At 70.7% G+C, this 20,969-nt stretch carries 21 protein-coding genes; 17 read left to right on the top strand and 4 right to left on the bottom strand.

Features of this window, described 5'->3' with window-relative positions:
- The first annotated feature begins 22 nt into the window (after window positions 1-22).
- Window positions 23-1,606 (top strand): ABC transporter substrate-binding protein, encoded by a 1,584-nt coding sequence (locus tag ABTY59_RS21300; RefSeq protein WP_352020565.1) that lies wholly within the window; start codon window positions 23-25, stop codon window positions 1,604-1,606.
- 89 nt (window positions 1,607-1,695) lie between these two features.
- On the opposite strand, the gene ABTY59_RS21295 is transcribed toward ABTY59_RS21300, so the two are convergent.
- Both ABTY59_RS21295 and ABTY59_RS21290 read right to left on the bottom strand, forming a co-directional pair.
- Entirely contained in the window at window positions 1,696-2,373 is a 678-nt protein-coding gene (locus tag ABTY59_RS21295) for a response regulator (protein ID WP_030691890.1), read from the bottom strand.
- 58 nt (window positions 2,374-2,431) lie between these two features.
- Window positions 2,432-3,334: a RecB family exonuclease gene (locus ABTY59_RS21290; RefSeq protein ID WP_352020564.1), complete on the bottom strand. Its 903-nt coding sequence runs from the start codon at window positions 3,332-3,334 to the stop codon at window positions 2,432-2,434.
- A 181-nt stretch (window positions 3,335-3,515) separates the two neighbouring features.
- Here ABTY59_RS21290 and ABTY59_RS21285 point away from each other — a divergent pair, with 181 nt between their 5' ends.
- From ABTY59_RS21285 to ABTY59_RS21275, 3 genes are all read left to right on the top strand, one after another.
- A complete protein-coding gene (locus ABTY59_RS21285) occupies window positions 3,516-4,649 on the top strand; it encodes a site-2 protease family protein (RefSeq protein ID WP_352020730.1) in 1,134 nt (377 codons plus the stop codon).
- An 18-nt stretch (window positions 4,650-4,667) separates the two neighbouring features.
- Complete coding sequence (locus ABTY59_RS21280; protein WP_015032448.1) at window positions 4,668-5,555, top strand: tRNA (adenine-N1)-methyltransferase; 888 nt, start codon at window positions 4,668-4,670, stop codon at window positions 5,553-5,555.
- Window positions 5,556-5,808: 253 nt separating this feature from the next.
- Window positions 5,809-6,387, top strand: a complete 579-nt coding sequence (locus ABTY59_RS21275; RefSeq protein ID WP_352020563.1) for a hypothetical protein — start codon at window positions 5,809-5,811, stop codon at window positions 6,385-6,387.
- Between the two features lie 23 nt (window positions 6,388-6,410).
- Here the strand turns inward: ABTY59_RS21275 and ABTY59_RS21270 are convergent, their stop codons facing one another.
- The gene (locus tag ABTY59_RS21270; protein ID WP_352020562.1) at window positions 6,411-6,722 is read right to left on the bottom strand and encodes a ferredoxin; all 312 of its coding nucleotides are present in this window, start codon (window positions 6,720-6,722) and stop codon (window positions 6,411-6,413) included.
- Between the two features lie 240 nt (window positions 6,723-6,962).
- On the opposite strand from ABTY59_RS21270, the gene arc reads away from it, so the two are divergent.
- The 5 genes from arc (at window position 6,963) to prcA (ending at window position 12,613) form a co-directional block, all read left to right on the top strand.
- On the top strand, window positions 6,963-8,729 hold the full coding sequence (arc, locus tag ABTY59_RS21265; protein ID WP_352020561.1) for a proteasome ATPase: 1,767 nt from the start codon (window positions 6,963-6,965) through the stop codon (window positions 8,727-8,729).
- Between the two features lie 190 nt (window positions 8,730-8,919).
- Window positions 8,920-10,434: a depupylase/deamidase Dop gene (gene dop, locus ABTY59_RS21260; protein ID WP_352020560.1), complete on the top strand. Its 1,515-nt coding sequence runs from the start codon at window positions 8,920-8,922 to the stop codon at window positions 10,432-10,434.
- A gap of 160 nt (window positions 10,435-10,594) precedes the next feature.
- Window positions 10,595-10,807: a ubiquitin-like protein Pup gene (locus ABTY59_RS21255; RefSeq protein ID WP_015032443.1), complete on the top strand. Its 213-nt coding sequence runs from the start codon at window positions 10,595-10,597 to the stop codon at window positions 10,805-10,807.
- Between the two features lie 161 nt (window positions 10,808-10,968).
- On the top strand, window positions 10,969-11,808 hold the full coding sequence (gene prcB, locus ABTY59_RS21250; RefSeq protein ID WP_352020559.1) for a proteasome subunit beta: 840 nt from the start codon (window positions 10,969-10,971) through the stop codon (window positions 11,806-11,808).
- A gap of 52 nt (window positions 11,809-11,860) precedes the next feature.
- Window positions 11,861-12,613, top strand: coding sequence for a proteasome subunit alpha (prcA, locus tag ABTY59_RS21245; RefSeq protein ID WP_093876954.1), 753 nt, complete (start codon window positions 11,861-11,863; stop codon window positions 12,611-12,613).
- 78 nt (window positions 12,614-12,691) lie between these two features.
- Here prcA and ABTY59_RS21240 read toward each other — a convergent pair whose 3' ends face one another.
- Complete coding sequence (locus tag ABTY59_RS21240) at window positions 12,692-13,714, bottom strand: LacI family DNA-binding transcriptional regulator (RefSeq protein ID WP_352020558.1); 1,023 nt, start codon at window positions 13,712-13,714, stop codon at window positions 12,692-12,694.
- Between the two features lie 133 nt (window positions 13,715-13,847).
- Between ABTY59_RS21240 and ABTY59_RS21235 the strand changes: the two genes are divergently transcribed.
- The 8 genes from ABTY59_RS21235 (at window position 13,848) to ABTY59_RS21200 (ending at window position 20,806) form a co-directional block, all read left to right on the top strand.
- The gene (locus tag ABTY59_RS21235; RefSeq protein ID WP_352020557.1) at window positions 13,848-15,119 is read left to right on the top strand and encodes an MFS transporter; all 1,272 of its coding nucleotides are present in this window, start codon (window positions 13,848-13,850) and stop codon (window positions 15,117-15,119) included.
- A 69-nt stretch (window positions 15,120-15,188) separates the two neighbouring features.
- A complete protein-coding gene (gene pafA / locus ABTY59_RS21230; RefSeq protein ID WP_116161892.1) occupies window positions 15,189-16,550 on the top strand; it encodes a Pup--protein ligase in 1,362 nt (453 codons plus the stop codon).
- 117 nt (window positions 16,551-16,667) lie between these two features.
- Window positions 16,668-17,606, top strand: a complete 939-nt coding sequence (locus tag ABTY59_RS21225) for an FKBP-type peptidyl-prolyl cis-trans isomerase (protein WP_352020556.1) — start codon at window positions 16,668-16,670, stop codon at window positions 17,604-17,606.
- A gap of 58 nt (window positions 17,607-17,664) precedes the next feature.
- Window positions 17,665-18,039, top strand: a complete 375-nt coding sequence (locus ABTY59_RS21220; protein WP_352020555.1) for an FKBP-type peptidyl-prolyl cis-trans isomerase — start codon at window positions 17,665-17,667, stop codon at window positions 18,037-18,039.
- Between the two features lie 133 nt (window positions 18,040-18,172).
- Window positions 18,173-19,129: a helix-turn-helix transcriptional regulator gene (locus tag ABTY59_RS21215; RefSeq protein ID WP_352020554.1), complete on the top strand. Its 957-nt coding sequence runs from the start codon at window positions 18,173-18,175 to the stop codon at window positions 19,127-19,129.
- Between the two features lie 16 nt (window positions 19,130-19,145).
- The gene (locus tag ABTY59_RS21210; RefSeq protein ID WP_352020553.1) at window positions 19,146-20,099 is read left to right on the top strand and encodes a helix-turn-helix transcriptional regulator; all 954 of its coding nucleotides are present in this window, start codon (window positions 19,146-19,148) and stop codon (window positions 20,097-20,099) included.
- 210 nt (window positions 20,100-20,309) lie between these two features.
- The gene (locus ABTY59_RS21205; protein WP_352020552.1) at window positions 20,310-20,573 is read left to right on the top strand and encodes a CpXC domain-containing protein; all 264 of its coding nucleotides are present in this window, start codon (window positions 20,310-20,312) and stop codon (window positions 20,571-20,573) included.
- A 35-nt stretch (window positions 20,574-20,608) separates the two neighbouring features.
- Complete coding sequence (locus tag ABTY59_RS21200; RefSeq protein WP_352020551.1) at window positions 20,609-20,806, top strand: hypothetical protein; 198 nt, start codon at window positions 20,609-20,611, stop codon at window positions 20,804-20,806.
- Window positions 20,807-20,969: the final 163 nt, after the last annotated feature.

The raw sequence follows: 20,969 nt of genomic DNA, 5'->3' as shown, positions 1-20,969 counted from the left end.
AAGAGATCAAGAGGCAAGTTCTGTGAAGGCACACAACAAGTGGCTGACGGCTCCGCTCGCCGCGGGCCTGTCCGCCGCCCTCCTCGGCGGCTGCGGCACCGAGCAGGGCAGCGGCTCCGGGGGATCCGGAGGCGGCGTCCGCGTCGGCATGTCCGACGAGATCCTCGCCACCGACCCCGCGGCCGGCTACGACCCCGGCTCCTGGCTGCTGTTCAACAACGTCTTCCAGTCCCTCCTCGCCTTCCCCAAGGGCGGCCTCGACCCCGAGCCCGAGGCCGCCAAGGAGTGCGAGTTCTCCGCGGGCAGCAAGGTCTACACCTGCACCCTGCGCGACGGCCTCACCTTCTCCAACGGCAACAAGCTGACCTCGGAGGACGTCAAGTTCTCCTTCGAGCGCTCCCTCAAGATCGCCGACCCCTCCGGCCCGGCGCCGCTGCTCTCCACCATCGACACCATCGAGACCCCGGACGAGCGGACCGTCGTCTTCCGCCTGAAGGTCCCGGACGCGACCTTCCCCAGCAAGATCGCCTCCGGTGCCGGCTCCATCGTCGACCACCGCGACTACCCCGCCGACGCGCTGCGCACCGACGGCAAGGCCACCGGCTCCGGCCCCTACAAGCTGGACTCCTTCAGCGACTCCGAGGCCACCTTCTCCGCCAACGCCGGCTACCGCGGCAACGCCAAGCCCAAGAACGGCGCCGTCACCCTCAAGCTCTACCGCGGCGACCGCGCCGCCCTCTCCAAGGCCCTCACCGACGGCGACATAGACGTGGCCTACCGAGGCCTCTCCGCCGACGACATCGCCGCCCTCGAGAACTCCGCCACCACCGCCGACAGGGGCATCGAGGTCGTCCAGGGCAGCAGCGCCGAGGTCCAGCACCTCGTCTTCAACACGAAGGACCCGGTCGTCGGCAAGCTCGGCGTCCGCAAGGCCATCGCCCACCTCGTCGACCGCGAGGCCCTCGTCGAGAACGTCTACAAGTCGACGGCCACGCCGCTCTACTCGATCGTCCCCGCCGGCATCGCCGGGCACAACACCGCCTTCTTCGACACCTACGGCGCCCCCGACCCGGCCCAGGCGAAGAAGGCCCTCCGCGCCGCCGGCATCACCGACAAGGTCAAGCTCACCCTCTGGTCCACGCCCAGCCGCTACGGCCCGGCCACCGACCAGGAGCTCAAGGCCATCGCCAAGCAGCTCAACGAGAGCGGCCTGTTCGACGCCGACGTCAAGTCCGTCCCCTTCGAGCAGTACGAGAAGGACATCGCCGCCGGCAAGTACGGCGTCTACGTCAAGGGCTGGGTCCCCGACTACCCCGACGCCGACAACTTCACCGGCCCCTTCTTCGGCGAGGGCAACGTCCTCGGCAACCACTACGAGAACGCCACCATCACCGGCACTCTCATCCCGAAGACCGCCGGCACCGCGGACCGCGCCGCCACCACCGACGAGTACGGCCGGATCCAGGACATCGTCGCCGAGGAGCTCCCGCTGCTGCCGCTCTGGCAGGGCAAGCAGTACGCCGTCGCCCGCGACGACGTCACCGGCCTCGAATGGACCCTCGACGCCTCGACCGTCTTCCGGTTCTGGGAGATCCGCAAGGGCTGACCCCCTCCGGCCCACGCACAGGGGCCCGGCGCGCACCCCGCGCGCCGGGCCCCTCGTCGTCCCGGCGGCCCACCGGCCGCCGCCCGCGGCTACTGGCCGCCCGCCCCCGGCCGCACCAGACCGCTCTCGTACGCGTACACCGCGGCCTGCACCCGGTCCCGCAGCCCCAGCTTCGTCAGCACATGACCCACGTGCGTCTTCACCGTCGTCTCGCTGACGAACAGGTCCGCCGCGATCTCCGCGTTCGACAGACCGCGGGCCACCAGCTTCAGGACCTCCACCTCGCGGTCCGTCAGGGTGTTCAGCGTGTCCGGGACCTGCTCCTCGCCCGTCGGCAGGTGCGCCGAGTACTTGTCGAGCAGCCGGCGCGTGATCGACGGCGCCAGCATCGCCTCACCGGCCGCCACCACACGGATCGCCTGCACCAGCTCGTTCGCCGGGGCGTCCTTGAGGAGGAAGCCGCTCGCACCCGCGCGCAGCGCCTCCACCACGTACTCGTCCAGGTCGAAGGTCGTCAGGACCAGCACCTTCGCCGGACCGTCCCGCCCCGGCCCGGTGATCTGCCGGGTCGCCTCCACCCCGTCCATCCGGGGCATCCGGATGTCCATCAGGACCACGTCCGGCTGCAGCGCGCGCACCTGCTCCTGCGCCTGCAGACCGTCCCCGGCCTCACCCACCACCGCGATGTCCTGCTCCGCCTCCAGAATCATCCGGAAGCCGGTCCGCAGCAGCGGCTGATCGTCGACCAACAGGACGCGGATCGTCACAAGGGCTCCTTCACGGTGCTGAGCTCACGCGGTACGCCCGCCACGGGACGGGCGGGGCTCAGGAAGACGGCTGGGCCGGGTCCATTCTGCCCTGCCCGGATTCACCCGACTCCGCCGGGCGCACGGAAACGATCTTCAGCGGATAGACCGGGGGAGTACCCCCGAACTCCGGACAGACCGCCTGATGATCACACCAACCGCACAGCTTCGTCGGCCGCGGCCGCCAGTCACCCGACTCCGTCGCCAGCCGGATCGCGTCCCACAGCGCGTGCAGCCTCCGCTCCACCCGCAGCAGATCCGCCTCCACCGGGTCGTACGTCAGCACCTCGCCGCTGCCCAGGTACACCAGCTGCAGCCGCCGCGGGATCACCCCCTTCAGCCGCCACACCACCAGCGCGTAGAAGGTCATCTGGAACAGCGCGCCGTCCCGGTACTCCGGGCGCGGCGCCTTCCCCGTCTTGTAGTCGACGATCCGGACCTCGCCCGAGGGCGCCACGTCGACCCGGTCGATCACCCCGCGCAGCCGCAGCCCCGACGCCAGCTCCGTCTCCACGAACAGCTCACGCTCGGCCGGCTCCAGACGCGTCGGGTCCTCCAGCGTGAACCACCGCTCGACCAGCGCCTCCGCCTCGCCCAGCCAGCCCGCGAGCCGCTCCCCGTCCGGATCCTCCGCGAACAGCTCGCCCAGCTCCGGCTTCGACTCCAGGAGACGGTCCCACTGCCCCGGCACCATCGACCGGGCCCGCGGCGCCGTCCGCTCCGCCGCCGGATCGTCGAAGAGCCGCTCAAGGACCGCGTGCACCAGCGTGCCCCGCGTCGCCGCCGCACTCGGCTTCTCCGGCAGCCGGTCGATCACCCGGAACCGGTACAGCAGCGGACACTGCATGAAATCGCTCGCCCGCGAGGGCGACAACGACATGGGTGCCCGCGGCTCCGCCGGCACCTGCTCGCTCGTACTCATGACGAAGACCCTACGACCCGCCACCGACAACGAGCGGCATACCATCGACCTGGGACCCCGTCGCACTGCATGATCGAACCGTGACGCACCGACGCGGGGTCACACCACGCGACGAAAGGAACCCGTGAACCAGGACGAGCCCAAGCCGCAGCGGACCGAGGAGCCCGGCGGCGGGATCCTCATGGGACGGCCCTTCGGCGTGCCCGTCTACGTCGCCCCCAGCTGGTTCCTCGTCGCCGCCCTCATCACCTGGGTCTTCGGCGACCAGATCGACCGGGTCCTGCCCGAGCTCGGCGCCGCCCGCTACCTCGTCTCCCTCTTCTTCGCCATCGCCTTCTACGCCTCCGTGCTCGTCCACGAACTGGCCCACACCATCGCCGCGCTCCGCTTCAAACTCCCGGTGCGCCGCATCCAGCTCCAGTTCTTCGGCGGCGTCTCCGAGATCGAGAAGGAGAGCGAGACCCCCGGCCGCGAGTTCGTCCTCGCCTTCGTCGGCCCCCTCCTCTCCCTCGTCCTCGCCGGCGTCTTCTACCTCTCCCTCTACGCCGTCGAACCCGGCACCGTCCCCGGCGTCCTCCTCGCCGGCCTGATGATCTCCAACCTGATCGTCGCGATCTTCAACCTGCTCCCCGGCCTCCCCCTCGACGGCGGCCGCATGCTCCGCGCCGTCGTCTGGAAGATCACCGGCAAGCCCATGAGCGGCACCGTCGCCGCCGCCTGGGTCGGCCGCGCCCTCGCCGTCCTCGTCCTCGTCGGCCTGCCCCTGCTGACCCGCACCGGGCTCCTCGGCAACTCCACCGACGACATCGGCGGCTTCGAGACCGTCACCGACGCCCTCCTCGCCGCGATCCTCGCCGCGATCATCTGGACCGGCGCCGGCAACAGCCTCCGCATGGCCCGCCTCCGCGAGCACCTCCCCGAACTCCGCGCCCGCGCCCTCACCCGCCGCGCCATCCCCGTCGAGCCCGCCACCCCGCTCTCCGAGGCCCTCCGGCGCGCCAACGAGGCCGGCGCCCGCGCCCTCGTCGTCGTCGACGGCGCCGGCGAACCCACCGGCATCGTCCGCGAGGCCGCCATCGCCGCCGTACCCCAGCACCGCCGCCCCTGGGTCGCCGTCAGCACCCTCGCCCAGGACCTCGCCGACGGCATGCGGGTCCCCGCCGAACTCACTGGCCAGCCCCTCCTCGACCACCTCCGCGCCAGCCCCGCCACCGAGTACCTCGTCGTCGAGGAGTCCGGTGAGATCTACGGCGTCCTCGCCACCACCGACGTCGAGCGCGCCTTCGTCCAGGCCATGGCACGACCGTCCGCGTAACCCCGGTACTCTGGTCACATGTCCGAACCGACCGGTGCCGCCCGCCGACGCGGGCCCTTCAAGGTCGGGGACCAGGTTCAGCTGACCGACCCCAAGGGCCGTCACTACACGTTCACGCTCGAAGAGGGAAAGAACTTCCACACCCACAAGGGTTCTTTCCCGCACGACGAACTGATCGGCGCCCCCGAGGGCAGCGTTGTCCGTACCACCGGAAACGTCGCCTACCTCGCGCTGCGCCCCCTGCTCCCCGACTACGTCCTGTCCATGCCCCGCGGCGCAGCCGTGGTCTACCCCAAGGACGCGGGGCAGATCCTGGCCTTCGCCGACATCTTCCCCGGCGCCCGCGTCGTGGAGGCGGGAGTGGGCTCGGGATCGCTGAGCAGCTTCCTCCTGCGCGCCATCGGAGACAGCGGCATGCTGCACTCCTACGAGCGCCGCGAGGACTTCGCCGAGATCGCGAAGGGCAACGTCGAGCGCTACTTCGGCGGCCCGCACCCCGCGTGGCAGCTGACCGTCGGCGACCTCCAGGACAACCTGTCCGACACCGACGTCGACCGCGTCATCCTCGACATGCTCGCGCCCTGGGAGTGCCTGGAGGCCGTCTCCAAGGCCCTGGTCCCCGGCGGCATCCTCTGCTGCTACGTGGCGACCACGACCCAGCTCGCCCGCACCGTGGAGTCCATCCGCGAGTTCGGCTGCTACGCCGAGCCGCAGCCGTGGGAGTCCATGATCCGCAACTGGCACGTCGAGGGCCTCGCCGTCCGCCCCGATCACCGCATGATCGGCCACACCGGCTTCCTCGTCACCGCCCGTCGCCTCGCGGACGGGGTCGAGCCCCCGATGCGCCGCCGCCGCCCCGCCAAGGGCGCCTACGGCGAGGACTACGAGGGCCCCAACAAGGGCTGACGTCCCGACATCCCCAGCACGCCGCCGTCGAGTTCCCCGCCCACGCGGAAGAACTCGACGGCGGCGTCCTCATGTTCGCCGCCCCTCGCCGCCCCTCGCCGCCCCTCGCGGCTCCGTCGCGGCCGCCGCCGCGAGGGGCGCCGCTGCCCCCGGCACCGGCCGTGCGGTCCCCACCCCAGCTGTTCCGTCCCCCTGTGACGTGTGGCACGATGCCCGGAAACCACGCCGCACCACCCCACAGGAGACGTCTCGCGTGCTGCACTCCGCCGCCCCGGACCTCGCGGACCTCGCCCACACCCACGCCCGGCCGGCCCACTGGCTGGCCACCGCCACCGCGACCGCCGCGGTCGTCGCCCTCGCCGGGCTGCTCCAGCCCGGCCCCGCCGGAGCCTCCGCCGCCCCGGCGACGGCCCCGCACCCGGCGCCCGCGCCCGAGGCCGCCGGAGCCGACTACCCCCTGGAATGCGGAGGAGGCCCCCGGACGGTCGCCAAGCGGGCCACCGGGGACCTCGACGGGGACGGGAACCCCGAGACCGTTGCGGTCGTGCACTGCGAAGCCGGCTCCGGCACGCCCCCGAGCGGCGTCTACGTCCTGACCCGGGGCAAGGAGAAGGGCCACCCCGCGCGCGTGGTCGCCACGCTCGTCGCACCCGACCAGCACCGAAGCGTCACCGAGCTATCCGTACGCGACGGGGCCGTGCGCGCCACCCTGCTCGGCTACTCGTCCCCCGACGTGCCCAGCTGCTGCCCCGACGAGAAGGAGCAGGTCAGCTGGCGCTGGCAGAGCGGCGCCTTCGTCCGCGGCGGCCGGCCGGACGCGCGCGGCGTCTGAGCCGTCACTCGGCGTCGGGGCCGTCACTCGGCGTCGGGGCCGTACACCTCGACCTTGTCCGCGACCCGGCGCACATGGATGCAGTCGCCCGGGCACTCCTTCGCGGAGTCCACCACGTCCTGGAGCAGCGGCAGCGGCACCCGCGTGGTGGCGCCCGCGTCCTGGAGCAGCTCGTCGTCCGCGCTCTTCACATAAGCGAGCCCGTCGATGTCGAGCTCGAACACCTCGGGAGCGTACTGCGCGCAGATCCCGTCCCCGGTGCACAGGTCCTGGTCGATCCAGACCTCGAGCGCCTCGTCGGCGCCCGTCCCCGGAGCCTCGTGCTGCACGGTCATATCTCCTGCCGTTTCTGCTTCGCGCGATAAGTCGGGCCACCCCTGACGGGTGTTGGCCAATGACGACGATACAACCGCCCGCTTTCAGACGGTGAAGGGTGGGTATTCCCCTGGCGAGAGGGGAAGCGCAAGGGTGAAGATCGGACACACCCCGGAGTCTTTTTGATCTAGGGGTTTCAATCACCACCCACGCAGGTAGGGTCAGGAAGCGTCCAGCTCCCCTTGGAGGAGGTGAGGACCGTGGCAGCCCACGACGACGACATCAACCGCGGCATCCGGCCGGGGCGGGGGTCTGAAGACCCCGCCGGTCAGGTTGCCTATCTCGAGCAGGAAATCGCCGTCCTGCGCCGCAAGCTCGCCGACTCTCCGCGCCACACGAGGATTCTCGAAGAGCGGATCGTCGAGCTGCAGACCAACCTGGCCGGCGTGTCCGCGCAGAACGAACGTCTGGCGAACACGCTCCGTGAGGCCCGCGACCAGATCGTGGCCCTCAAGGAGGAGGTCGACCGGCTCGCGCAGCCGCCGGCCGGCTTCGGTGTCTTCCTGCAGGCCAACGAGGACGGCACGTGCGACATCTTCACCGGGGGCCGCAAGCTCCGGGTGAACGTCAGCCCGAGCATCGAGCTCGAAGAGCTCAAGCGCGGCCAGGAAGTCATGCTCAACGAAGCGCTCAACGTGGTCGAGGCCATGGAGTTCGAGCGCGCCGGGGACATCGTCACCCTCAAGGAGATCCTTGAGGACGGCGAGCGCGCCCTGGTGGTGGGGCACACCGACGAGGAGAGGGTGGTGAGGCTCGCCGAGCCCCTGCTGGACATCACCATCCGCGCCGGCGACGCCCTGCTGCTCGACTCCAGGTCCGGCTACGTCTACGAGGTGGTCCCCAAGAGCGAGGTCGAGGAGCTCGTTCTGGAGGAGGTCCCGGACGTCGACTACGACAAGATCGGCGGTCTGGGCAACCAGATCGAGCTGATCCGCGACGCGGTCGAGCTCCCGTACCTCTACCCGGACCTCTTCAAGGAGCACGAACTGCGGCCGCCCAAGGGCATCCTGCTCTACGGCCCGCCCGGCTGCGGCAAGACGCTGATCGCGAAGGCCGTGGCCAACTCCCTGGCCAAGAAGGTCGCCGAGGTGACCGGCCAGCCCGCGGGGAAGTCCTACTTCCTCAACATCAAGGGCCCCGAGCTCCTCAACAAGTACGTCGGCGAGACCGAGCGGCACATCCGCCTCGTCTTCCAGCGTGCGCGGGAGAAGGCGAGCGAGGGCACCCCCGTCATCGTCTTCTTCGACGAGATGGAATCCCTCTTCCGCACCCGCGGCTCCGGTGTCAGCTCCGACGTGGAGAACACCATCGTCCCGCAGCTGCTCGCCGAGATCGACGGCGTGGAAGGCCTGGAGAACGTCATCGTCATCGGTGCCTCCAACCGCGAGGACATGATCGACCCCGCGATCCTGCGACCCGGCCGGCTCGACGTCAAGATCAAGATCGAGCGTCCGGACGCGGAGGCCGCGAAGGACATCTTCGCGAAGTACCTGACGGCCACCCTGCCGCTCCACGCGGACGACATCTCCGAGCACAGCGGCTCGAAGGCCGCCGCCGCCCACGGAATGATCCAGTCCGTCGTCGAGCAGATGTACGCGGAATCCGAGGAGAACCGCTTCCTCGAAGTCACGTACGCCAACGGCGACAAGGAAGTCCTCTACTTCAAGGACTTCAACTCCGGCGCGATGATCCAGAACATCGTCGACCGGGCCAAGAAGATGGCCATCAAGGCCTTCCTCGACCACAACCAGAAGGGCATCCGGGTCTCCCACCTCCTCCAGGCGTGCGTGGACGAGTTCAAGGAGAACGAGGACCTGCCCAACACCACCAACCCCGACGACTGGGCCCGGATCTCCGGAAAGAAGGGCGAGCGGATCGTGTTCATCCGCACGCTCGTCACCGGAAAGCAGGGCGCGGACACCGGACGCTCCATCGACACGGTGGCCAATACCGGTCAGTACCTGTAAAACGCCCACCGGCTGCGGATGTCCGGAAACCGGGCATCCGCAGCCGTCGCATTCCATCCAGCATTTCCCCCGGCATCACAGGGAAACAGGGAAATACTGCAACTGATCTCCCCACCAGCGCGGAGCCGTTCTAGGCTCATCGGTACCGCCGAGTCGCGCACAGTGAGCGCCGCCGGGCAAGGAGGGCCGCATGACCGTACGGCGAGTAATGGGCATCGAGACGGAGTACGGGATCTCCGTCCCCGGACACCCGAACGCCAATGCCATGCTCACCTCGTCCCAGATCGTCAACGCCTACGCGGCGGCGATGCACCGGGCGCGCCGCGCCCGCTGGGACTTCGAGGAGGAGAACCCGCTGCGGGACGCCCGCGGCTTCGACCTCGCCCGCGAGGCCGCCGACTCCAGTCAGCTCACCGACGAGGACATCGGCCTGGCCAATGTGATCCTCACCAACGGGGCCCGCCTCTACGTGGACCACGCCCACCCCGAGTACAGCGCGCCCGAGGTCACCAACCCGCGCGACGCCGTCCTCTGGGACAAGGCCGGCGAGCGGATCATGGCGGAGGCGGCCGAGCGGGCCGCCCAGCTGCCCGGAGCCCAGCCGATCCACCTCTACAAGAACAACACCGACAACAAGGGCGCCTCCTACGGGACGCACGAGAACTACCTGATGAAGCGGGAGACCCCCTTCTCGGACATCGTGCGGCACCTGACCCCCTTCTTCGTCTCCCGCCAGGTCGTCACCGGCGCGGGACGGGTCGGCATCGGCCAGGACGGGCGGGAGAACGGCTTCCAGCTCAGCCAGCGCGCCGACTACTTCGAGGTCGAGGTGGGCCTGGAGACCACCCTGAAGCGGCCCATCATCAACACCCGGGACGAGCCGCACGCCGACGCCGAGAAGTACCGCCGGCTCCACGTGATCATCGGCGACGCGAACCTCTCGGAGATCTCCACCTACCTCAAGCTCGGCACCACCGCCCTCGTCCTCTCGATGATCGAGGACGGCTTCATCACGGTCGACCTCGCCGTCGACCAGCCGGTGCGCACCCTGCACCAGGTCTCGCACGACCCGTCGCTGCAGTACCTGATCACGCTCCGCAGCGGCCGGACGCTCACCGCGGTCCAGCTCCAGATGGAGTACTTCGAGCTGGCCAGGAAGTACGTGGAGGAGCGGTACGGCTCCGACGCGGACGAGCAGACCATGGACGTCCTCACGCGCTGGGAGGACACCCTGGGGCGCCTGGAGACCGACCCGATGAGCCTCGCCGGCGAGCTGGACTGGGTCGCCAAGCGGGAGCTCATGGAGGGCTACCGGCGACGCGACGGCCTGGACTGGGACGCGGCCCGGCTGCACCTGGTGGACCTCCAGTACGCGGACGTGCGCCCCGAGAAGGGCCTCTACAACCGTCTGGTGGCCCGTGGGCGCATGAAGCGGCTCCTGGACGAGACCGAGGTGGAGCGGGCCGAGACGGCGCCTCCGGAGGACACCAGGGCCTATTTCCGGGGCCGCTGCCTGGAGCAGTACGCCGATGACGTCGCCGCGGCCTCCTGGGACTCGGTGATCTTCGACCTGCCCGGCCGGGACTCCCTCCAGCGGGTCCCGACCCTGGAGCCGCTGCGCGGCACCAAGGCCCACGTGAAGTCGCTCCTGGACCGCTGCCGGACCGCCGAGGAACTGGTCCGCGTGCTGTCGGGCGGCAGCTGAACCGAGGGCCCGGTTCGGGCCTGAAATACCCCGGCACTGGGAATCATGGAATCAGTGCCCGGGCGTTGTGGAAACCGCGGGGCCGAAGTCGGACCCGACCTATAGGGTCTGATCTTGTACGGACTCAACCGAGCGGGCCGATTCGAGCGGGGTGAGGGATATGGCGACCAAGGACACCGGCGGCGGACAGCAGAAGGCGACGCGATCCACGGAGGAGGTCGAGGAGACCACCACCGAGGCGAGCTCCGACCTCAAGGAACGCCAGGAGAAGCTGAGCGACGACGTGGACTCCGTCCTGGACGAGATCGACGACGTCCTGGAGGAGAACGCCGAGGACTTCGTCCGGAGCTTCGTGCAGAAGGGCGGCGAGTAGCCGCATCGCGCGCCTGTCGTCCTCCGTCCCCGGAGCCCCGGAGAAAGCCGCGGGTCCGGGGACGGATGACAAGCGGTGGCACGGGTAAGGTCCGTGCACAGCAACCAAGATCGCCCCGCGCTTCCCACGGCGGGCCGACTCTCCCACCCGGAAGGAATCGCGTGGAAGCCAACCCTCGTAGCACCGGGCGTCTGCCGGCGGCCTTCCTGACGCCGGGCTCGTCCTCCTTCATGGACTTCCTGGCCGATCACTCGCCCGAGCTGCTTCCGGGGAACCGGAAGCTGCCGGAGGGGATCGTCGAGGCGCCGCACGGCACCACCATCGTGGCCGCCACGTTCCCCGGCGGCGTCGTGCTCGCCGGTGACCGGCGGGCGACGATGGGGAACATGATCGCGCAGCGGGACATCGAGAAGGTGTTCCCGGCCGACGAGTACTCGGCGGTCGGCATCGCCGGCACCGCCGGTCTCGCCGTGGAGATGGTCAAGCTGTTCCAGCTGGAGCTGGAGCACTTCGAGAAGGTGGAGGGCGCGACGCTCTCCCTGGAGGGCAAGGCGAACCGCCTCTCCACCATGATCCGGGGCAACCTGGGCATGGCGATGCAGGGGCTCGCCGTCGTCCCGCTCTTCGCGGGCTGGGACGAGGGCAAGGAGAAGGGCCGGATCTTCTCGTACGACGTGACCGGCGGCCGCTCCGAGGAGCACGGCTTCGCCGCCACCGGTTCCGGCTCGATCTTCGCGCGCGGCTCGATGAAGAAGCTGTACCGCGCCGACCTCACCGAGGAGCAGGCCACCACGCTGGTGGTGCAGGCGCTCTACGACGCGGCGGACGACGACTCGGCGACCGGTGGTCCCGACATGGCCCGCCGGATCTTCCCGATCGTCACCGTCATCACCGACGAGGGCTTCCGCAGGCTCAGCGAGGCGGAGTCCTCCGAGCTGGCCCGATCGGTCACCGAGCGGCGTCTGGAGCAGCCCGACGGGCCGCGCGCCGCCCTCCTCTGACCCGTCGTCGCCCGTAGCAGCCCTTCAGACCGGAAGAAAGGGACGGTAGCCGGTGTCCACGCCGTTCTATGTCTCACCCCAGCAGGCCATGGCGGACCGGGCGGAGTACGCCCGCAAGGGCATCGCCCGCGGCCGCAGCCTGGTCGTCCTCCAGTACACCGACGGCATCGTCTTCGTCGGTGAGAACCCGTCCCGTGCCCTGCACAAGTTCAGCGAGATCTACGACCGGATCGGCTTCGCCGCCGCCGGCAAGTACAACGAGTACGAGAACCTCCGCATCGGCGGCGTGCGCTACGCCGACCTCCGGGGCTACACCTACGACCGGGACGACGTCACCGCGCGCGGCCTGGCGAACGTCTACGCCCAGACCCTGGGCACGATCTTCTCCAGCGCGGGGGAGAAGCCGTACGAGGTGGAGCTGGTCGTCGCCGAGGTCGGTTCCGAGCCGGAGGGCGACCAGATCTACCGGCTGCCGCACGACGGCTCGATCGTCGACGAGCACGGCTCGGTCGCGGTCGGCGGGAACGCGGAGCAGATCAGCTCCTTCCTGGACCAGCGGCACCGGGACGGCATGACGCTGGCCGAGGCCCTGAAGCTGGCCGTGCAGGCGCTGTCGCGGGACACCAACGGCACCGAGCGGGAGATCCCCGCGGAGCGCCTGGAGGTGGCGGTCCTGGACCGCACGCGTCCGCAGCAGCGCAAGTTCAAGCGGATCGTCGGCCGTCAGCTGTCCCGTCTCCTGGAGGCGGACAACGCGGCGGCGGCGAAGACGGACGAGCCCTCGGACGAGGCTCCCGAGGAGTAGTCGCGACCGTACGAGGGAGGGGCCCCGGTCCGGGTGGACCGGGGCCCCTCCGTCGTACCGGTGCCGTCGTACCGGTGCTCAGACGGCCGGTGCGGGGCCGGTGGAGCCGCGTCGGACCACCGTGACGGGCAGGGTGGCCGGCCCGACCGGTTCGCCCGCGAGGACGGCGAGGAGCGCTTCCATGCCCCGCCTGCCGAACTCCTCGGCGGGGAGCCGGACGGTGGTGAGCTCGGGTTCGACCGCGGTGGCCAGGGCCATGTCGTCGAAGCCGGTGAGGGAGAGGTCGTCCGGGACGCGCAGGCCGAGGGCATGCGCGGCCTTGCCGACGCCGACGGCGAGAATGTCGTCGTCGCAGATCACCGCGGTGGGGCGCGGGCCGGGGGCGGAGAGGGCGCGGTGCGCGGCCTCCCGCGCGTCGGCGACGTTCAGCCCGGCCCGTACGGTGCGGAGCCCGGTTCCGCGCAGGGCGTCGGCGAGGGCGGCGGCCCGGACGTCGAAGGTCCAGGACGGGACGGCGGACGCCACGTGCAGGAAGCGGCGGTGGCCCAGGTCGAGCAGGTGGTCCGTGATCCGGCGCATGCCGTCGGCGACGTCGAGGTTCACATGGGCGGAGGCGCCGGGGGCGGCCGGGTCGCTGTCGAGCATGACGAGGGGCAGGTCGGCGCCCCGGAGGGCCTGGAGGGCGTCGGCGGCCATAGAGGAGGCGATGACGCCGTCCAGGGCGGCCTGGGCCGAGGCGAAGGGGTCGCGGGCGGGGCCGACGCCGTCGGGGGAGGGGTAGAGGACGACGCCGAAGCCGTGCCGGGCCGCCACGGCGGCGGCGCCGGTGTACACGTGGGCGAAGAACTCGTTGGTGAGCGCGGGCACCACGAGCAGGGCGGTGCGGGTGCGGCCGAGGCGCAGGTTGCGGGCGGCGAGGTTGGGCCGGTAGCCCAGCTCCTGGGCGGCGAGGCGCACCGATTCGGCGGTGCGCTCGGAGACGCGGCCGCGCCACTTGTCGCCGAGGACGAGGGAGACGGTGGCCTGGGAGACGCCCGCGATCCGGGCGACGTCCCGGCTGGTGGGGCGGGCGCCGCCGCCGAGCGGGTCGGGGGACTGCACGGGGGGCCTCCGCGTGGGACGGTGGTTCGGGGCGGGGGTGCGGGGTGGACCCGCGTACAGGCGACATGGTACGTATGACCCTGGACGTTATACGTAAAACCTCGGCGTGGTTCCGAGGTGACGGGAGAGTGACATGGCCACCGAGGCCCCCGCGCACGGCGGCTATCTCGACATACTCAGGGCGCCGCACGCCGCCCGGCTGCTCGCCGGCACCCTCGTCGGACGGCTGCCCAACGGCACCGGCCCCATCGCGATGACCCTGTTCGTCCGGGACCAGGGCGGCAGCTACACCCTGGCCGGCGGGCTCATCGCGGCCTACGGCGTCGCCAACGCCGTCGGGCAGCCGCTCCTCGGCCGCGCCGTCGACCTCAAGGGCCAGCCCCGCGTCCAGCTGCCCGCCGCCGTGCTGTCCGCCCTCGGCATGGCCCTGTTCGCCCTCACCGGCATCGGCCACCTGGCCCTGGCCTACGCCGCCGTCGTGGTCGCCGGGCTCTTCACCCCGCCCCTGGAGGGCGGCCTGCGCGCCCTGTGGCCGAGCGTCCTGGGCCGCGAGGACCGGGTCCACCGGGCGTACGCCCTGGACGCCGTGGCCCAGGAGGTCATGTTCACGGTCGGTCCGCTCCTGGTGACCCTCCTGGTCGCCCTGCGCTCGCCCGCCGCCGCCCTCCTCGTGATCAACGTTCTGGGAGTCCTCGGCGCCCTCGCCGTCGTCCTCTCCGAGCCGTCCCGCGCCTGGCGCTCCGCCGCCCGCGAGGCCCACTGGCTCGGGGCCCTGCGCTCGCCCGGGCTCCTCGCCCTCCTCGGCTCGTTCTTCTTCGTCGGCCTCGCGCTCGGCTCCATCACCGTCGCCGCCGTCGCCTACGCCGACGACCGGGGCGCCCCCTCCGTGTACGGCTGGCTGATGGCCGCCCTCGGCCTGGGCGCGCTGGCCGGCGGAGTGCTCTACGGCGCCCGGCAGTGGTCCGGGGCGCCCGAGCGGCGGCTGAGGGTCCTCGTGGGCCTCCTCGCCGTCTGCTACCTGCCGCTCATGCTCACCCCCGGCCCCGTCGCCATGACCGGCCTCTCCGTGCTCTCCGGGGTCTTCCTCGCCCCCGCCCTCGCCTGCGCGTTCATCGTGGTCGACCGGCACGCCCCGAGCGGCACCGTCACCGAGGCCTTCTCCTGGCTCGTCACCACCTTCGGCGTGGGCGCGGCCCTGGGCTCCGCCGTCGCCGGACCCGCGATCGAACTGGCCGGAACGGTGGCCGGGTTCGCGGTGGCCGGGGCGGGCGGCCTCGTCGCCTTCCTGGTGCTGCTCGCCACCGGGCGTGTCCTCACCGTCCCCCAGGTGGCCGAAGGCGCCGTGCGACACGCCGTGGCGGAGACGGTCCCCAGCGCCGTACACACGGAAAAGAACACGCACTGATCGGAAAATGATCGAAACGGGAACGGCCAACCCGGTTTCAGCGCACGCCGTCAGGCGTAATGTTCAGACATGGACCGCCGCATTTTCGGGCTGGAGAACGAGTACGGCGTCACGTGCACGTTCAGGGGACAGCGCCGACTGTCTCCTGACGAAGTGGCGCGCTACCTCTTCCGCCGTGTCGTGTCATGGGGCCGCAGCAGCAATGTCTTCCTGCGGAACGGCGCCCGCCTGTACCTCGACGTGGGTTCGCATCCGGAATACGCCACACCGGAATGCGACAACGTGACCGAACTGGTCACCCACGACAAGGCCGGCGAGCGCATTCTCGAGGGCCTGCTCGTCGACGCCGAACGCCGCCTGCACGAGGAGGGAATCGCGGGCGACGTCTACCTCTTCAAGAACAACACCGACTCGGCCGGAAACTCCTACGGCTGCCACGAGAACTATCTCGTCGCCCGTCACGGAGAGTTCTCCCGGCTCGCGGACATCCTCATTCCGTTCCTCGTGACGCGGCAGCTCATCTGCGGCGCGGGAAAGGTCCTCCAGACCCCGCGCGGCGCGGTCTACTGCGTCTCCCAGCGCGCCGAGCACATCTGGGAGGGCGTCAGCTCGGCCACCACCCGCTCGCGCCCCATCATCAACACCCGGGACGAGCCGCACGCCGACGCCGAGCGCTACCGTCGGCTGCACGTCATCGTCGGCGACTCCAACATGTCCGAGACGACCATGCTCCTCAAGGTCGGCGCCACCGACCTCGTGCTCCGCATGATCGAGGCGGGCACGGTCATGCGCGACCTGACCCTGGAGAACCCGATCCGGGCGATCCGCGAGGTCAGCCACGACATCACCGGACAGCGCAAGGTCAGGCTCGCCAGCGGCCGTGAGGCCTCCGCCCTGGAGGTCCAGCGCGAGTACTACGAGAAGGCCGTGGACTTCGTCGACCGCCGCGGCATCCGCTCCGGCACGGTCGCCCAGGTCCTGGAGCTCTGGGGACGCACGCTCGACGCGATCGAGAGCGAGCAGCTCGACCGGATCGAGACCGAGATCGACTGGGTCATGAAGCACCGGCTCATCGAGCGCTACCGGGCCAAGCACAACATGACCATGTCGAACCCGAGGGTCGCGCAGATAGACCTCGCCTACCACGACATCCACCGTCGTCGCGGGCTGTACTACCTGCTCCAGAAGAACGGGCAGGCGGCCCGGATCTGCAACGACCTGAAGATCTTCGAGGGCAAGTCCGTGCCCCCGCAGACCACTCGGGCCCGGCTGCGCGGCGACTTCATCCGCCGCGCGCAGGAGCAGCGGCGGGACTTCACCGTCGACTGGGTCCACCTCAAGCTCAACGACCAGGCCCAGCGGACGGTGTTGTGCAAGGACCCGTTCCGGTCGGTCGACGACCGGGTGGAAAAGCTGATCGCCGGAATGTAAGCAGGTCGGATCGACCGTCAGGGCCCCGCACGTTCGGCGTGCGGGGCCCTCGACGTGACGGGAGGAGCGCCTAGAGTGTCGGCACAACTACTGTGCCGTCTGAGATCTGAGGAACACGTGCGCCGACTTGCCGGCCTTCTCGTCGTCCCACTGCTGCTGCTCACCACAGCGGCGTGCGGCAGCGACGACAAGGGCTCCGATTCCGCCTCGATGACGAACGGGCTGCCCACCATCACCGCGGGGCAGAAGTTCGGGGAGAAGCCGACCCTCGCCAAGGGCGAGGGGGACCCGCCCAAGGAACTCAAGGTGAACGTCATCAGCGAGGGCGACGGCCCGGTGACGAAGAAGGGCGACGCCCTCTCGGTCAACTACCTGGGCCAGGAGTGGGACGAGACCACCCCCTTCGACAACAGCTTCGACCGGGGGCAGCCCTTCTCGCTGACGCTCGGCGAGGGGCAGGTCATCCAGGGCTGGGAGAAGGGCCTGGAGGGCCAGAAGGTCGGCAGCCGCATCGAGATCGGCATCCCGCCGGCCCTCGGTTACGGCGCGCAGGGCCAGGGTGACATCAAGGGCAACGCCACCCTCGTCTTCGTCGTGGACATCCTGAAGGCCGTGACGATCCCCAAGTCCGCCACGGGCACCCCGGTCGCCCAGGACGACAAGGACCTGCCGAAGGTCGGTACGAACACCGACGGCAAGGCCCCCTCGCTGACGGTCCCGAAGACGGACCCGCCGACCAAGCTCGTGTCGAACTACGTGCTGGAGGCCGACGGCGAGGCCGTCAAGGCCACCGACACGGTCGTCGTGAACTACGTCGCCGCCCTGTGGAAGGACGGCAAGGTCTTCGACTCCACGTACACCACGGGCAAGCCCGCGAACTTCCCGCTCCCGCAGCTGACGCTGAAGGGCCTCAAGGACGGTCTCGTCGGCAAGAAGATCGGCAGCCGCGTCCTGATCGTCGCTCCGCCGTCGGAGGCGTTCGGCGACAAGGAGCAGCAGGGCATTCCGAAGAACTCCACGCTGGTCTTCGCCGTGGACATCCTGACGAAGGTGTAAGACTGTCCCGATCGCGCAGTTCATCATCGCGACGTTCATCAGTTTGAGGAGCAGTTCAGTGAGCATCGAGAAGCCCGAGATCGACTTCCCGGGCGGCGAGCCGCCGAAGGACCTGGAGATCAAGGACCTCTGGGAGGGCGACGGCGAGGTCGCCAAGGCCGGCCAGTTCGTGCAGGTCCACTACGTGGGTGTGGCCTTCTCCACCGGCGAGGAGTTCGACGCCTCCTGGAACCGCGGCAGCGCGCTCGAGTTCAAGCTCGGCGTCGGTCAGGTCATCGCCGGCTGGGACCAGGGCGTCCAGGGCATGAAGGTCGGCGGCCGCCGCCAGCTGATCATCCCCGCGCACCTCGCCTACGGCGACCGCGGCGCCGGCAGCGCGATCGCCCCGGGCGAGACGCTGATCTTCGTCTGCGACCTCGTGGCCGTGAAGTAGCACCGACCCGATCCGGGTCGCTCCGAGGGCCCCCGCCGTCCATGGCGGGGGCCCTCGGCTTTTGTCCCGACACCCCGGGGCGGTACGGTCGGACGTCCGAGAAGTGGAACCGGCGGAAGGGTGCTGGGCGTCGATGGCGATTGCCAAGTCCGAGCGGCTGATGAATCTCGCGCTGTGCCTGCTCGGGACGCGCCGCCCGCTGAGCAAGCGGGAGCTGCGCGGCTCCATCGAGGCGTACTTGGAAGCCAGCGGCGACGAGGCCTTCAACCGCATGTTCGAGCGGGACAAGGACGATCTCCGCGAGCTCGGCCTGGTCATCGAGACCGTCGAGAACCTGGACGGCGAGACCGGCTACCTCGCCCGCCGCGACTCCAACCGGCTGCCGCCGATCACCCTCGACGCCGAGGAGGCCGCCGCGCTCGGCCTCGCCGCCAAGGTGTGGCAGCAGGCCCGGCTCGCCGGCGCCGCCAGCGGCGCCCTCCAGAAGCTCCGGGCGGCCGGCATGCCCGAGGCCGAGGACTCGTACGACACCCAGCCCAGCGCCCTCGAACCGCGCATCCCGGTCCACGAGGCCGCCTTCGAGCCGCTCATGCTGGCCTGCCGCGACCGCCGGCCCGTCGTCTTCGACTACCGCAAGGCCAACGCCGCCCGCCCCGAGACCCGCCAGGTCGAGCCGTGGACGCTGGAGTGCTGGCGCGGCCACTGGTACCTGGCCGGCTGGGACCGCGACCGCGGTGCCGAGCGCGTCTTCCGGCTGTCCCGCATCACCGGCAAGGTCCGCTCGCGGGCCGGCGCCTTCACCGCGCCCGTGCCCGACGTCTCGACCGTCCGGGAGACCGTCGAGAGCTGGGCCGGCGAGACCGCCACCCGCTCCGCCAGGATCCGGCTGCGCGCCGGCTGCGGCTACCCGCTGCGGGCCCGCGCCCAGTCCGTGACCGAGGGCGACGACGGCTGGGACGAACTGGAGATCCCGTACGGGCACGGGCTCGACGCCTGGCTCGTCGAGTTCGGCCCGGACGTGGTCGTACGGGAACCGGCCGATCTGCGGGCCGACGTGGTGGAGCGGCTGCGCGCCGTGGCCAAGGGCTGAGGGGGAGACGTACCGCATGGCTGCCAACGCGATCGACCAGACGAGGCGGATGCTGTCCCTCGTCACCTATCTCCGTGAGCGCCCCGGCGCGCACGTCGCCGACGTGGCGCGTGCCTTCGGGATCACCGAGGACGAGCTGATCTCCGACCTGGACGTGCTGCCGATGTGCGGCACCAGCTTCCGGGGCGGCGACCTGCTCGACATCGACACCGACGGCGACCGGATCTGGTGGCACAACCCGGACGACGTCGCCGAGCCGCTGCGGCTCGCCGCCGACGAGGCCACCGCGCTGCTCGTCGCCGCCCGGGCCGTCGCCACCCTGCCGGGGCTCCGCGAGAGCGACCGGGACGCCCTGGTGCGCGCCACCGCCAAGCTGGAGGCGGCCGCCGGTGAGGCGGCCGGGGCCAGCGCCCGGCTCTCGGTGACCTTCGAGTCCGAGGGCGGGGTCTTCGCCGAGGTCGACCGGGCCATCTCGGAGCGCAGACGGCTGTGGGTGCGGTACTACTCGCCCGCGCGGGACGAGCTCACCGAGCGCGAGGTCGACCCGATCCGGCTCTTCGCCGTCGGACACACCTATATGGAGGCGTGGTGCCGGCTCTCCGAGGCGCGCCGCACCTTCCGTCTCGACCGGGTCGTCGAGATCCGGATCCTCGACGAGCACGCGGCACCGCCCGAGCTGGAGCTGCGCGACCTGTCCGAGGGGCTGGTCCAGCCGTCGGCGGGCGACCCGGAGGTCGTGGTCGAGGTGGGGCCCGGCGGCCGCTGGGTCGCCGAGTACTACCCGCACGACCGGGCCGAGGAGCTGCCGGACGGCGGGCTGAGGATCACGCTGCGGACGCCGGACCCGGCCTCGCTGCGCAGGCTGGCGCTGCGTCTCGGCAGCGACGGGCGGATCGTCGCGCCGGTGGAGCTGGCCGACAGCGCGCGGACGGCGGCGGCGGCCGCGCTCGCCGCGTACGAAGGCGCGTGACGCCTTCTGTGTAGGGGGACGGGTGACGTCCTCGGGCACGGGGTGGGTGTGACGTCCTCGGGCACGGGGTGGGTGTGACGTCCTCGGGCACGGGGGGTGTGACGTCCTCAGGCACGGGGGCGTGTGAGTCCCGGGTGCGGGGCGGGGCGTTCCTGTGACGTTCTCCGCCCTCGGGACGCAGTTACTGACGTGATGCCAGAGTCGAGAGAGATGAGGGAGATGTCCGCGATGCAGGGTTTTGCGGCGTCCATGGCCCCGGTCCTCTTCAAGGCCGCCTGCCCCGACTGCCGCTCGCGCTTCGAGCTCGCCGCGAGCGCCCTGCGCCTCGCCATCGGAGCGAGCCGCCGCACCACCTTCTACTCCTTCACCTGCCCCGAGTGCGGCAGCTCCGTCCGCAAGCCGGCCGGTGAGCGCATCGTCGAACTCCTCACCGGCGGCGGTGTGCGCACCCTGCGCCTCCACACCACCGTCTGAACGATCCGTACGCACCCAACGTCTAGGCTCAGCACATGTTCTGGCCCATGCTCGCCATCGCCCTCGGCTTCCTCGGCCTCGCCGTCCTCGGAGTCCTCGCCGTCAAGGTCTTCGTCGAGGTCCAGCGCCTCGGGCGTCAAGTGGCGCATACCACACAGCGCATCCAGCAGGCCGCCGAAGAGCTCGAATCCGCCGCCGTCGGCCTCGCCAGGACCGGTGAGACGCTCCGCTGAGCCCGTGCCGTACGCTGCGTGAAGCGTCCCGGATCAGGGCATGCGGGACGCAATCGGGAGTATGCACGGGCATTGCCCCACGTTTACTCCTGCGGGTTACGATCGCAGGCAGCGCGGTGGCCGGACGCATGTCCGATCCGCCGGGCCCGCACTCCATGTCGCC

It is taken from the genome of Streptomyces sp. NPDC096079 (genome assembly GCF_040303145.1).
In the GTDB taxonomy this organism is placed as follows: Bacteria; Actinomycetota; Actinomycetes; order Streptomycetales; family Streptomycetaceae; genus Streptomyces.
Note: the sequence above shows the minus strand (reverse complement) of the source record. Positions and strands in the feature narration are given on the sequence as shown.

Bases quoted from the DNA above. Each gene is read 5' to 3' on its own strand.
- ABTY59_RS21290 (WP_352020564.1), bottom strand. From the start codon at position 3,334: ATGAGTACGAGCGAGCAGGTGCCGGCGGAGCCGCGGGCACCCATGTCG.
- ABTY59_RS21285 (WP_352020730.1), top strand. From the start codon at position 3,516: ATGGGACGGCCCTTCGGCGTGCCCGTCTACGTCGCCCCCAGCTGGTTC.
- ABTY59_RS21280 (WP_015032448.1), top strand. From the start codon at position 4,668: ATGTCCGAACCGACCGGTGCCGCCCGCCGACGCGGGCCCTTCAAGGTC.
- ABTY59_RS21270 (WP_352020562.1), bottom strand. From the start codon at position 6,722: ATGACCGTGCAGCACGAGGCTCCGGGGACGGGCGCCGACGAGGCGCTC.
- dop (WP_352020560.1), top strand. From the start codon at position 8,920: ATGACCGTACGGCGAGTAATGGGCATCGAGACGGAGTACGGGATCTCC.
- ABTY59_RS21255 (WP_015032443.1), top strand. From the start codon at position 10,595: ATGGCGACCAAGGACACCGGCGGCGGACAGCAGAAGGCGACGCGATCC.
- ABTY59_RS21235 (WP_352020557.1), top strand. From the start codon at position 13,848: ATGGCCACCGAGGCCCCCGCGCACGGCGGCTATCTCGACATACTCAGG.
- pafA (WP_116161892.1), top strand. From the start codon at position 15,189: ATGGACCGCCGCATTTTCGGGCTGGAGAACGAGTACGGCGTCACGTGC.
- ABTY59_RS21215 (WP_352020554.1), top strand. From the start codon at position 18,173: ATGGCGATTGCCAAGTCCGAGCGGCTGATGAATCTCGCGCTGTGCCTG.
- ABTY59_RS21210 (WP_352020553.1), top strand. From the start codon at position 19,146: ATGGCTGCCAACGCGATCGACCAGACGAGGCGGATGCTGTCCCTCGTC.
- ABTY59_RS21205 (WP_352020552.1), top strand. From the start codon at position 20,310: ATGAGGGAGATGTCCGCGATGCAGGGTTTTGCGGCGTCCATGGCCCCG.
- ABTY59_RS21200 (WP_352020551.1), top strand. From the start codon at position 20,609: ATGTTCTGGCCCATGCTCGCCATCGCCCTCGGCTTCCTCGGCCTCGCC.